This window comes from Clostridioides sp. ES-W-0016-02, assembly GCF_020641035.1.
In the GTDB taxonomy this organism is placed as follows: domain Bacteria; phylum Bacillota; class Clostridia; order Peptostreptococcales; family Peptostreptococcaceae; genus Clostridioides.
The window spans coordinates 1056650-1071812 of the sequence record NZ_CP061361.1; the positions used below are offsets into that span (position 1 = coordinate 1056650).

Sequence of the window (15163 nt, forward strand, 5' to 3'; positions counted from 1 at the left end):
TAAAGACTATGTATAAGTTGTTGCAGATATAAGTGCAAATAGTGTATACATGGTCTTTTTTGTGTTGAAGTTTTAGTTGCTAGGTTTTAGGTGTAATTATAGAGATGTATTTAACTTCTAGGTATTAATAGGTCGAGGACTTGAATAATATTTATATGATGTTTATTTATTAAAATATATATGTAACATTTAGAATGCAACTTTGAAAAATTAATTTTATTGACTTATAAAAATTTGATATAAAACTCTACAAAATATAATCATTATATGTTTTTATTTGTCATTTATAGATTTTTTTAGTAATAAATGATATAGTGGAAATGAGCAAATATATTTAATTATGTTTATTTTTTGTAATTGTTTATTTTTTGTAATTTAATTTTTAATAAATTTTTGCAAATTTAGATAAGCACACTTTGCTGTGTTTTAAAAAATTAAAAGATAAAAAAAGCAAGGTGAAAATCTATGTTAAGTAAGGAGATTAATATGAAAAAAAATACGAGATTAATAACAACAGGAGTTCTTTCAATGGCAATTGTTGCACCTACAATGGCATTTGCTACTGAGTCTAATGCTATGGAAAATAATGCTAACTTAAACATAAATTTGGAGAAAAAAAGTATAGTTTTAGGAAGTACATCAAAAGTAAGTATAAAATTTAAAGAAAAACCAGATGCTGATAGCATTACATTAAAATATAAATGTTATGATATGCCACTAGATACAACTCTGAACTACAATCAATCAACTGGGGTATATGAAGGAACTATAAATTATAATAAAGACCCAGAGTATCTAAATGTTTGGGAGTTACAAGGGATAACAATAAATAGCGCAACTAATCCTAAGACTTTAGACAAACAAGAATTAGAAGCTATGGGATTAAATCTAAAAGACTACAATGTAACACAGGAATGTATAATTGAAGATATAACTTCAAGAAAAGATGTAAATAAATATTTGAGAAAGACTTCTGCACCTATCACAGAACTTACAGGAAGTGATAGATATGAAACAGCTGTTAAAATAAGTAAAGAGGGATGGAAAAATGGTTCAGATAAAGTAGTTATAATAAATGGAGATGTAAGCATAGATGGTATTATATCAACTCCACTAGCAACTACATATAATGCACCAATACTTTTGGTTGAAAAAAATAATGTGTCTGATAGTGTAAAAGCAGAATTAAAGCGTCTAAATCCTAAAGATATAATTATAATTGGAGATGAGAATTCTATTTCTAAAACTACTGCTAATCAAATAAAATCAACTGTAAGTGCTAGTCAAACACGTTTGAATGGTTCTAATAGATATGAGACATCTTTATTGATAGCAAAAGAAATAGATAAAAATCATGATGTAGATAAAGTATATATAACAAATGCAAATGGTGGAGAAGTAGATGCACTTACTATTGCAGCAAAAGCAGGTCAAGATAAGCAACCAATTATATTAAGTGATAAAGACAGTCTTACAAACGATACGTATAAGTGGTTACAAAGTGAGGATTTACAAAATGCTTACTTTATAGGTGGTCCTCAAATGTTATCAACAAATGTTATCAATAAAATAAATGATATAACTAAAGATAGTGTTACTAAAAATAGAGTATATGGAGCAGATAGACATGAAACAAATGCAAATGTAATAAAAACATTCTATACAGAGGATGAATTAGAAGCTGTTCTAGTAGCTAAGTCAGATGTACTTGTTGATGCTTTAGCAGCAGGACCATTGGCTGCTAGTTTAAAATCTCCAATACTTATAACACCAAAAACATATGTATCTGCATATCATAAGGATAATTTAGAAGCTAAATCTGCTAATAAAGTGTATAAGATAGGAGGCGGATTAACTTCTAAGGTAATGAATTCTATAGCATCATCATTATCTAAGCATAATACAACACCGACAGACCCAGGAGCTAGTAATGGAGCAAAGACAGTTATGATTGACCCAGGACATGGTGGTTCAGCACCTGGAAATTCATTTGGAGGAATGATTGAAAAAGATTACAATTTAAATACTTCACTTGCAACTACTGAATATTTACGTTCAAAAGGTATAAATGTAATTATGACTAGAGATACAGATAAGACTTTATCACTTGGAAGTAGAACTGCTTTATCTAACTCACTTAAACCAGACTTATTTACAAGTATACATTACAATGGTGATAATAATAGAAAAGGTCATGGAGTAGAAGTGTTTTACAAGCTTAAAGATAAAAATGGAGGAACTTCCAAGACTGTGGCTACAAACATATTAAATCGAATTTTAGAGAAATTTAAACTTACAAATAGAGGTATAAAAACAAGAGTACTTACTAGTGACCCTACAAAAGATTATTTATACGTTTTAAGAACCAATGACATGCCAGCTGTACTTGTAGAATGTGCATTTTTGGATAATGAGAGTGATATGAAGTTAATAAATTCACCTGCAAAAGTAAAAGAAATGGGCACACAAATAGCTAAAGGAATAGAAGAATCATTAAAGTAATTAAAAATAGAGTGATTAAAGTTTAATATAAATTTATGATTGTGAGTTTATATTAAAGCTATAATTTGAAGTATGGGTGTGTAAATATATAAAGACTATATATACATTGTTGCATATACAAATGCATAACAGTGTATATATGGTCTTTTTTGTAGTTAAATGCAATAATTTGATTGTATTTTGAAAAATGCACAATATGATATAATTATATAATATACACTTAATTTAATTAAGGAAGGTGATTATGTGGAATATTTATTAAAAAAAAGCAGTCTAAAAAAAGATGAAAATGAATCCTTAGGTAAATATAAGGAATTATTGAATAGAACTGAAAATAACTCAAGAAGTATTATTTTATTAGTACCAAATAACAATACTAGAATAAGATATGAGAGGTCATTAGAATTAGATTATAGTGAAGAATTAAAAATAACAACATATATAGGATTTGTAAAAAAAGAATTATTAAAATATTGGGCACTTATAATAGAGAAATGTGAAGGAATAAATAAAAAATCTATATCTCCAACATTTATATCAAATAGTTTAAGTGAATATTTAATAATTAAAAAAGTTAAGGAAAAAAGAGTGAAAGAAGGATATTTCGAAGATATCACAGGAACGAATAAATCAATCGCAAAAAGTATAATTACAAATATAAGTAAGTCCGCATTTAATTTAATTGACTTTGATTTTATTGGAGAAAAAATATATTCATCAAAGAAAAATAGAAATAGTATATATAGATTTTCATATACTCAGATGGATGAAATTATATCATATTATATAAATACACTGCTTTCAAATTCAATGTTAGATAATGCACTGAGTGTATATCTATATAATAATTACCTTCTTAATGATGAGTTTTATTTAAAAAATTTACTTAAAGAATTGAGATATATAGTAGTTGATAGTCTTGAAAATTCAAGTAATGCAGAAGTAGATTTTATTGAAAAGGTGTCAAGCAATGCATTAGAAAGCCATATATTCTTTGATTTTAGTAAAGATTATTCTGTATTTAATAATATTGACATGGGTTATATAAATGAAAAGATAATATCTAAAATTAAATTTAAAGAAGAAATTAACTTTGAAAAAAGTAATATAAAAATAGAAGATTTATATTTATTACCCTCAAGTATAGAATTAAATCAATCAAGTCAACTATATAATGAAATGTTAGATTTAGTGAGCGAAAAGGTTGTAACACTTATAGAAAGTGGAGTATCTCCAAAAGATATAGCAATTATATCACCTATAAACAATACAATATTGGAGTATCAAATTAGAGATTCTTTGAAAGAAAAAAATATAGATGTTTTTAACACTAAAAAAGATAAAAAAGCTATAGATTACCCATATGGAAATGCTTTAGTGGTTGCAACTTGCATATTTTATGGATATTTAGACTTTATAAAAGATGAAGAATATATAAGTTTTTTAGAGACTCTTTTAGACATAAACAGAATAAAAGCATTTAAGATTTTTAAAGAAACAAGGTATTTAGAAGTTGATAAAATAGGAGGATATAATCAATATCGTGATATTTTACAGTATATTGAAGAAAAAAAGAAAAGTGATATAAAAATACATGAATTTTTAATTCAATTTTATATAGATAAAATGTTAAATTTAAAAGATGGTAAAAAGAATGTTGGTCTATGTAAACAGATAATAACTGAAAGTGAATCATTTAGTGAAAGTGCAAACCTACTTGGATTGAAAGAAGAAAAGATTTTTATAGAAGCTTTAAAGACGACAATAAATGATTATTATTCTGTTATTGATATAGAAGAGTTAAAAAGCAAAGATAAAATAGTAATAACAACTCCATATTCATATATATCATCAAATATAGATAGAAGTGTCCAGATATTGGTAGATATAGGAAGTAATTCTTGGAATATGAAAATAGAAAAAGATATAAGTAATTTAATTGTACTTAGAAAATCTTTTGAAGAGAAAAAAATTTATACAAATGAAATGGAAGAGTACTACAAGAAATATTATCTATATAATACAATATATAATTTATTGTTAAGTGCAAAGAAAGTTTATGCATATAAGAGTGAATACACAATTAATGGTTATATTCAAGAAAGTATGCTATATAGTATACTTTTGAAACTCTCACATAAAGGAGATAAAATTTATGATTAATATAAACTATAGAGAAGACCAAATACCAATAATAAATTATGAGGATGGAACTATGGCAGTTCCAGCAGTTCCTGGGGCTGGCAAGACATTTATAATAACCAATTTAGTAGCTAAACTACTCCTTGAACAGAAACATAAAGGTGGTAAAATATTAGTTCTTACATATATGAATAGTGCTGTAAATAATTTTAAAGGTAGAATAAAAAAAATACTTGAAGAAAACAAAATAGACGATATTAACTCATATGAAGTAATGACTATACATAGTCTAGCTGTAAAAATAATAAAGGAAAAACCCGAAATAGTAATGTTAAGTGAAGATTTTAATATAGCTGATGATTTACAAAAAAGTATTATATTAAATGAATGTATACATAAATTTAGATTTGATGGAGGAGAAAGAGCATTTAGGTGGTTTCTAAAGGAGCAAAAAGATGAGAGATGGAAAGAGATAACTCTTGAAGCTTGGGAGAGAGGTTTTTTTGAATTTGTAGGAAATGCTATAAGTGAACTTAAATACAAGGGAATTTCTCCAGATAAGCTTGAAGAGATACTATCAAGAGGGCACAAAGGCATGCTTAAAGTGATTTTGCCAATATACAAATTGTATGATAGAAAATTAAAGCAAAATGGCTTACTAGATTATGATGATATATTAATTCTAGCAGAAAAAACCTTATGCTTAGATGAAGGACTTAGAAAAAAATTCCAAACTAGATATAAATATATTTTTGAAGATGAATGTCAAGATTCAAATGAAATACAAGGGAATATAATAAAAATTATATCAAGTGAAAATAATAATTTAGTTAGAGTGGGAGATATAAATCAGAGTATAACAGGTACATTTTCATCATCAGACCCTAGGTTTTTTAAAGAATTTATAAAAAATGCAAAGTGTTGTTATAGGATGGATATGTCAAATAGAAGTTCAAAAGATATACTAGATTTAGCAAATTCACTTGTAGAATATGTCACAAAAGAATTTAAACAAGAGGAATGCAGATATGCTCTTGAGGATATGCAAATAAAAACTGTTCCAACTGGAGTTGGATATAAAGAAAACCCTAAGCCAGAGCATTATAATATAAATGTAAAATGGTATAATAGTTGGAAAAATGAAATAGAACAAACTGCTAAATATGTTAAAGGTATAAAAAAGAAATATCCAGATAAGAGTATAGGAATACTAGTTCCATTTAATGAACAAGTTACACAAGTTGCTAAGGAACTTAGAGAGTATAGTCTAACCTTTGAAGAATTGGGTCCAAATTCTTTAAGTAAAAGAAAGGTTATAAATAGCATAGCTTCTATTATAGATTTTATGCTAAACTGCGATGATATAGAAAAGTTAATAATCGTACTTGATAAGGTTTTTATAAACACAGACAATGAGATAGAAGAAAAGAATTTTTTAGACAGATTAAAAAAATATACAACAGAAGAAATTATATATGATTTGAAATTTAATAAAGATAAATTTGAATCACTAGAAATTAATGAAGAAAGCGATATATATACAAGTTTTAAATATGGTATAGATATTATAAAACAGATATTAGAATACCCAATAATAAGGTTAGACCTGCTGATACTGTTCATTGGTAAAAAGCTCAACTTAGAAAAAGAGGATAAAGCAGTATTAGATTATATATCTTTTTATATAAAGTATTTAGTTTCGGAAAATATATATATGGACTTAGAAGATGTTTACAATGTTCTATTTGATGTTAAAAATAAGGTGTTTAATCACATAATAGATGTAGTTTATGAGATAAATGGATATGAGCCAGAACCTGGTAGCATAACACTATGTAATTATCATAAATCAAAGGGGATGGAATGGGATTGTGTGTTTTTATTAGGTCTTGTTGAATATAATTTCCCTGACAATATTACTCAGAAATTTCAGAGTGATAAATGGTACTTAAAAGAAAAATACAAAAATCCAATGGCTATTATTAAGTCAGAAATTGAAGCTATATTAAAAGGTAGTATTTCAACTGATTACGCTTATCAAACTAAAATTGATTCTATAAATGAGAAGATTAGACTTTTATATGTAGGAATCACTAGGGCAAAGGAGATGTTAGTACTTTCAGGGAGTGCTTATAGAGATGAAAATGATATAGGTAATAAAAGAAAAGAACAGAATCCTTGTGTTTATTTAAGAAGGTTGAATCAATATATTATTGAGAAAAGGTCAAATTAACATATAGATGAGTTAAGTTGATATATTATTGAAAGAAATATAAGTTAATATATGATGAGTTTAGCTTATATACTGTTAAAAGAATGCCAAATTAATATATAATAAATAGTTATTAAAAAATAAAGTTAAGAGAGAAGTGATATGATTGAATGATAAATTAAAATATTTTTCTTATAGTCAAAATTCAATTAACACATATAAATCGTGCCCACTAAAATTTAAATATAAGTATATTGATAAAATAAATTGGAAAAATGATGATATAGGTAGTAGAGAATATTATGATAGTTTAAAAACTGGAAGAGACTTTCATTTAATTTGTGAAAGATACTTTAGTAATATACCACTTGGAATCTATTTTAATGAAGATGATAAAAATAGTAAAAGATTTTCAAAATGGATTGAGAATATAAAAAAAATTGTTCCTATCGAAAAAGAAAAAATGTATTTACCAGAATATGAAGTAAGGATGAATTTAAATGGGGACATATTACAAGCAAAGTATGATTTAATTGTAGTTGGAAAAGGCAATATAGAGATATGGGACTGGAAAACTGAGTCTAAAAAGATTAACTATAAAAATGTGGAAAGTAGGATTCAAACAATAGTTTATATGTTTTTGGCAAAAGAAGTTATACCAAAAGTTTTAAAAATAGAAGTAAATGTTAAAGATATAAGTATGAAATATTACCAACCTGAATTTGATGATTTGCCAATTAATATCTCATATGATGAAGAAAAACATGAAGCAAATAGAAATAAGATTCAAAACTATATAAACATGATAAAAAGTACTAATTATGAAGAACATACATACGAACACAATCTATACAATGATATAGAAAAGGTATATAATAAAGAAGAACGTATGTGCTATAGAAATAAAAGTCATTGTAAGTATTGTGAGTTTAATAAATTATGCAATGACAAAGAAATAGATTATAGTATTTTGGAGGCGGAAATTTATGGGACTTAGGTTTATATTAGGTAGATGTGGAAGTGGAAAATCTACATATATATTAGATGAAATTAAAAAAGAATCTCAAAAAAATGAAATGACATCTGTTATACTTTTAGTTCCAGAACAGTATACATTTGAAGCTGAAAATAGAGTAAGCAAACTATTTTTAGGAAGAGAAAAGGACAAGTACTTAAGAGTTAGAGTGCTTAGTTTTAAAACACTGAGTAACATAGTTTTTTCTCAAACAGGAGGATTAACAGATGTAAATATAAATTCTAGTGGAAAAGCAATGATGGTGTATCGAGCGATAGAAGATGTAAGTGAAGAGTTAAATGTATTTTCAAAATCAAAGTCGCAATCTGGTTTTGTAAGTTCAATTACAGATATGATATCAGAAATGAAACAGTACAATATAAGTCCTGAAATGTTAGAAAATATATCTGGAGAATTAGAAAATGAGACATTAAGTTTAAAGTTAAAAGATATAAGTAAGATATATAATTCTTTTGAAGGAAAATTACATGAAAATTATATAGATGCTCAAGATATGTTGACTTCATTATCAGGCAAAATAGAATTGAGTAACTATTTAGAAGGAGCTTATGTTTATATAGATGAGTTTACAGGTTTTACACCAAATCAATACAATGTTATAAAAAGTATATTAAATAAAGCTAAAGATGTTAATATATCTTTGACTGTAGATAATGTTAATTATATTGGATATAGCAAAGCAGATGTATTTTCTAGAACTAAGTTTACTTATTCAAAATTAACTCAATTATGTAATGAAGAAGGAGTAAAAATATTACCACAAGTAAATTTAAATACAGGCACTATAAAAAGATTTGAAGGAATTCAAGAGTTACAACATTTAGAAAAGTTTTATAATGCTTATCCATATAAAACATATATAAATCCAACTAAAAATATAAAAATAAAAGAATTTAATAATCTATATTCAGAGGTAGAAGAAATAGCTAAAGAAATTGTACATTTGGTTAGAGACAAAAATGTTAGATATAGAGATATAACTCTTGCTACAAGAGACTTAAATAGATATGATTTTTTGGTACATTCTATATTTAATGAGTATAACATACCTAACTTTATAGATAAAAAGAGAGAAGCAAAAAGTAATCCAATAGTTATATTAATTATTTCGGCTCTAGAAATGAAAAACAGACGATATGGATATGAAACTATGTTTAGGTATTTAAAGAGTGGTCTTATAGGAATTGATAATGATGATATAAATTTACTAGAAAATTATGTACTAGCCAATGGGATTAAAGGTAAGAAATGGTTTGATGAAAAGTGGGATTATAGAATAACACAAAGTCTTATTAATGAAGAAAGTGAATTTGAGGTAGAATTAAAAGATAAAATAAATAAAATAAAAAATAGAGTATTAGAGCCAATAATAAATTTACAAGAAAAATTAAAGGGAAAAAACAGAGTAAAAGAAATTTGCAAGTATATATATGAGTTTTTACTAGATATAAATATGCCAGAAACTATAGAGAGTTTAATAGTAAATTTTAAGGATAAAGGAGAACTCGATGTTGCTAATCAGTATTCACAAGTTTGGGATATAGTAGTAGATGTTTTAGACCAAATGGTGGAACTTATGGGTGAAGAAATAATATCCTTAGAAAAATTTATAAAATTAATAACTCTTGGTTTTGATGAGTATGAGTTAGGGCTAGTTCCTCCTAGTATAGACCAAGTACTTGTAAGTAGTGTGGACAGAATGAAAAATCCAAATACAAAATACTTATACTTAATAGGAACTACAGATGGTGTATTTCCTTTAATTACAAAAGATAGTGGAATATTAAGTGATAATGATAGGGAGAGTCTTGGAAATAAAGGTATTGAAGTTGACATAGATAGTAAAACTAGAAGTTTTGAAGAACAATTTTTAGTATATAAAGCCCTTACTTCAACATCTGAAAATCTAATTATAACATATCCTATATCTGACCATGAGGGTAAGACACTTAGACCTTCAATAATTATATCAAGATTGAAGAAAATATTCCCAAATGTAGAAAATAAAAGTTATTTGATAGAAGAAGATAAAAGAACTAATGAAGATATACTTAAAAAAATAACTGTAAAATCACCTACATTTAACGAGCTTATAAGTGTAATAAAAAACTACGATAGTGATGAGTATAGCAAAGAAGAAATGAATAGTATCTGGTTAGATATATATAGATACTATCTAAAGGATGAACTATATAGTTCTATAACAAAAAAAGTTATAAAAGGTCTTAGTTATACCAATCAAGTTCATAGGATTGAAGAGAAAAAAATAAGGTCATTATATAAAAGTAATTCTCTTAGTGTGTCTAGGCTTGAAAAATATGCAGAGTGTCCATTTGCTTATTTTATACAATATGGCCTTAAAGCCAGAAAGCGTAAAGAGTATTCATTTACACCACCAGATTTAGGAACCTTTGTTCATAATATTTTAGATAGATTTTCAAAAGAACTATCACAAGATAATTTATTGTGGAAAGATATTGATGAAGAATATATAGAATTAAAGGTAGGTATTATAGTTGATGAAATAATCTCAAAGATACCAGGATATATATTAAATAGTTCTGAAAGATATAAATATCTTGCGTATAGATTGAAGAATATGCTTACAACAGCTATAAATATAATTAGCCAACAGATAAAACAAGGTTCATTTGAACCTGTAGATTATGAAGTTAAATTTGGTAAAGACGGTAAATACCCTCCTATAAAAATAGTTTTGAATAATGGAGAAGAAGTAAATTTAATCGGTCAAATAGATAGAGTAGATGAGTTTGAAGAAGGTGAAAACAAATATATAAGAATAGTAGATTATAAATCAGGTAATAAAGCTATAAGTTTAACAGAGATATACTATGGCCTACAATTACAATTACTTGTATATCTTGATGCAATCCTTGAAAGTGTAAAAGAAGAAGAAGATATAAATTTAAATCCAGCAGCAATATTATATTGTAGAATAAATAACCCAATAGCAAAGTTTAATGAAGATAAAGATGACGCTGAAATACAAGAAGCAATATTAAAAGAGCTTAGAATGAAAGGGCTTGTGGTAAAAGATTCTCATATAATAAAAGAGATGGATAAGTCATTGATAGATGGAAAAAGAAAAAATTCATTAGTAATACCAGTAGGTCTTACAAAGGATGGAAATGTAGGTAAAAGCACATCTACAGTAAGTTATGAAGATTTTAGGTTACTTAGAAAATATGTAAAACATGCGATAAAGGATTTATGTGAAGAAATGTTGAGTGGTGAAATAAAGATATCTCCATATAAACATAAAGAGGGAACATCATGTGATTTTTGTGATTATTCAGCTATATGTCAATTTGATTCAACTATGAAAGATAATAAATATAAAATTTTAAATAATAAGAGCAATGAAGAGATAATAAAAATGATGGAAGGAGATGTTGATTGATGAGTTCTCCTAAATGGACAAAAGAGCAAACAGAAGTTATAGAAAGTAGAGACTGTAACTTACTTGTTGCAGCTGCTGCTGGGTCGGGAAAAACAGCAGTACTGGTTGAACGTATAATTCAAATGATAACAAGTAGAGAAAATCCAATTGATATAGATAAATTATTAGTAGTTACATTTACTAATGCGGCTGCATCAGAAATGAGAGAGAGAATAGGTGATGCTATAGGAAAAGCATTAGATGAAAATCCAGAAAATAAACATTTACAAAATCAACTTGTCTTATTAAATAAGTCAAGTATTACAACAATACACTCATTTTGTTTAGATGTTATAAAATCAAACTTCCATAGAATAAACCTAGACCCTAATTTTAGAATAGGAGACCAAACTGAATGCGCTATTTTGAAACAAGAGGCAATAGAAGAAGTATTTGAAAAATTATATGAAGAAAGAGAAGAGGGTTTTTTAAATTTAGTTGAAAGTTATGCAGAAAGAGGCGGAGATAAAGAGGTTCAGGATATTATTTTAGGAATATATTCATTTGCAATGGCTTCTCCTGAGCCTAAAAAATGGCTTGTTGATTCAGCAGAGAGATTTAACATTGATGAGGACTTTGATTTTTCAGAATCTATTTGGGCTAGAGCTATATTAGACACTGTAAAAATAGAAATTGATGGAATTTGCTCAAATATGGAAAAGGCCTTAAAAGAAGTTAAGTCAATAGAAGAGCTAGAAACTTTTACAGAGAAGCTTTCGATTGAGTATAAGAGAGTGGTCGATATTTCAGAAGCATGTAATAAATCATGGAATGAGGCACATAAGAAGATGTCAAGTATGTCTTTTGAAAACTATGTAAAAGGTATAAAAAGGATACCAAAAGATGCTCCTTCATATATAAAAGAATCAAAAGAAAAAGCAAAAGTAATAAGAGATAAAATTAAAAAATCTTTAGAAAGTATAATAAATGCTACATTTAATAAAGATAGCGAATCTATTAAAGACGAAATTAAGTATCTTTATAATATAGTTAAACCAATATCCAATATTGTTCTAAGATTTGAAGAAGAATACAGCAATAAAAAAAGTGAAAAAGGAATAATAGATTTTAATGATATAGAGCATTTTGCCTTAAATATACTTACGAATATAGATGAGAACGGAAATATCGTACCTTCTGATATAGCTATGGGGTATAGAGATAATTTCTATGAAATATTTATAGATGAATATCAAGATAGCAATCTTGTACAAGAAGTACTGCTCAAAACTGTAGCAAACATAGATACTCCAAATAGATTTATGGTTGGTGACGTAAAGCAGAGTATCTATAGATTTAGACAAGCAAAACCAGAGTTGTTTTTACAAAAGTACAATAGCTATAAAGATGAAAAAGGAAGTTCTCACAGAAAAATAATGCTTTATAAAAACTTTAGAAGTAGAGAAGAAGTTGTAGACTCTGTAAATTATATATTTGAAAATATAATGAATGAGAATATAGGAGAGATTGAATATACAGAAAAAGAAAGACTTAATTTGGGTGCAGATTTTAAATCAGATTTAGATGAGAACTCTATTGTTGGCGGAGCAACAGAAATACACCTTATACAAAAAAATACTAAACCTAGTAATGATATTATAAATAATAAAGATAATAATGTTAATAATGAAGAAAATGAAGTAGAAGAAGATGAAGAACTAGACAATATACAACTTGAAGCTAGAATGGTTGGAAAGATTATTAAGGATTTAATGAGAGCCAATGAAGATGGAAAGATTCAAAAAGTTTATGATAAAGGAATTGATGCCTATAGACCTGTGGAATTTAAGGATATAGTGATTCTTTTAAGAGCTACATCTGCATGGGCACCTGTGTTTGCAGATGAGTTGATGAATATGGATATACCTACTTATGCTGATGTTGGAGTTGGATATTTTGATACAATTGAAATAAAAACAATACTATCATTACTTCAGATAATAGATAATCCAATGCAAGATATACCACTTATAGCTGTGTTAAAGTCACCTATATTTGGATTTACACCAGAAGATTTAATTGATATTAGAATTCAAAATAAAGATAAAACTTTTTATGAAGTTTTAGAAAGTACATCAGAGTATGATGAATTTACAGAATCACAGAATGAAAATAAGTCGGATTTTGTACCAAGTGAAGAATGTATAAATAAAAGCAAAGACTTTCTGATTAAACTAAAAGAATTCAAAGAAAAATCAATGTACATGAGTACAGATGAATTTATATGGTATTTATATACAAAAACTGGATACTATGCTTATGTTGGAGCATTACCAGGTGGAAGTCAAAGACAAGCCAACTTGAAAGTACTTTTTGAGAGAGCAAAACAATTTGAAGAGACTAGCTTTAAGGGAATATTCAACTTTGTAAATTTTATAGAGAAATTAAAAAAATCTAGCTCTGATATGGGGAGTGCAAAAACACTTGGAGAAAATGCAAATGTTGTTAGAATAATGAGTATCCATAAGAGTAAAGGTCTAGAATTTCCAATAGTTATATGTTCTGCTATGGGAAAAAATTTCAATACTCAAGATTTTAAAAAGAGTATTTTATATCATCATAACTTAGGATATGGACCTCAGTTTGTGGATTATGAGAGACGAATTTCTTTTCCAAGTATAGCTAAAGAAGCACTAAAAAGCAAAATAAATATAGAAAATTTATCAGAAGAGATGAGAGTCTTATATGTTGCATTTACGAGGGCAAAAGAGAAACTGATTATAACAGGCTCTACTAGAAATGTACAAGATAGCATGAAAAAATGGTCCAATGGAATTGAAAATTTAGATACAATATCACAATATGAAATACTAAAAAGTAAGAATTTCTTAGATTGGATAATGCCTTGTGTATTAAAACATAAAGATTTATCTAATTTATTGGAAGATATGGGATTAGATGTGCCATTTAATGTTGAACATAATTCAAATTGGTATGGAAAGTTATGGAATAAGGATGATATTTTAATACAAAAGAAAAATGATGAAGAAAAAGAAAGTATTGAAGAAATTCTTGAAAAAATAGATGTAGATGAGCCTGATAGCGATTATTATGCTGAAATAGAAGAAAAGTTAAACTATATATATCCATATGAATTTAGTACAAAAAAACCTGCTAGTATATCAGTTACAGAAATAAATAAGATACAAAATAATTATGAAGAAGAGTTGATAAATACTATATTCGAACAAAAAATAACCTTAAAAAAACCTCTATTTATTCAAAATGATGAAGAAAAAGAAAAAATAAATGGAGCAGAAAGAGGTACAATAATTCACTTAGTTATGGAAGTTTTAGATTTAAAGAAGGTAAACAACATAAGTGATATAAAGATGCAAATAAAAAGTTTTATTTCAAAGGGTATAATAACAGAAAAGCAAGCTAGTATAGTAAATCCTTATAAAATATATAAATTTTTTACATCTAATATAGGAAAAAGGATGTTAAATGCTGAACTTATAAATAGAGAAAAGTCAATTTATGCACAAGTAAATATGAAAGATATATATCTTTATGAAGAATTGATAAAAAATGATGATAAGAAAATTTATGACAAAGAAAGTGTCATGTTAAGAGGTATAGTTGATGCTTATTTTGAAGAAGATAATCAGATAGTTTTAGTAGATTATAAAACAGATTTTGTAAATGAAGAAAATATAAATCAGATAATAGAGAAATATAAGAGACAATTAGATTTATATGCAGATGTTATTGAAACTTTAACTGGAAAATCAGTAAAAGAAAAATGTATATATTTATTTGGAATTGATGAGGCTGTTTGTTATTAATTATTTTGATATAAATTAGACAT

At 26.5% G+C, this 15163-nt stretch carries 6 protein-coding genes; all 6 read left to right on the forward strand.

Annotated elements, in window-relative coordinates:
- Positions 1-486 precede the first annotated feature (486 nt).
- Positions 487-2502, forward strand: a complete 2016-nt coding sequence (locus tag IC758_RS05205; RefSeq protein WP_227433999.1) for an N-acetylmuramoyl-L-alanine amidase — start codon at positions 487-489, stop codon at positions 2500-2502.
- A gap of 246 nt (positions 2503-2748) precedes the next feature.
- Complete coding sequence (locus tag IC758_RS05210; RefSeq protein WP_227860810.1) at positions 2749-4665, forward strand: hypothetical protein; 1917 nt, start codon at positions 2749-2751, stop codon at positions 4663-4665.
- Positions 4658-6877, forward strand: a complete 2220-nt coding sequence (locus tag IC758_RS05215; RefSeq protein WP_227482153.1) for an ATP-dependent helicase — start codon at positions 4658-4660, stop codon at positions 6875-6877. The genes IC758_RS05210 and IC758_RS05215 overlap by 8 nt, the downstream gene beginning before the upstream one ends.
- 145 nt (positions 6878-7022) lie before the next feature.
- Positions 7023-7853, forward strand: a complete 831-nt coding sequence (locus tag IC758_RS05220) for a PD-(D/E)XK nuclease family protein (RefSeq protein ID WP_227434002.1) — start codon at positions 7023-7025, stop codon at positions 7851-7853.
- Complete coding sequence (gene addB / locus IC758_RS05225; protein ID WP_227860811.1) at positions 7843-11313, forward strand: helicase-exonuclease AddAB subunit AddB; 3471 nt, start codon at positions 7843-7845, stop codon at positions 11311-11313. Before IC758_RS05220 ends, addB begins: the two co-directional genes overlap by 11 nt.
- Entirely contained in the window at positions 11313-15140 is a 3828-nt protein-coding gene (gene addA, locus IC758_RS05230; RefSeq protein WP_227860812.1) for a helicase-exonuclease AddAB subunit AddA, read from the forward strand. Before addB ends, addA begins: the two co-directional genes overlap by 1 nt.
- The last annotated feature ends 23 nt before the right edge of the window (positions 15141-15163 follow it).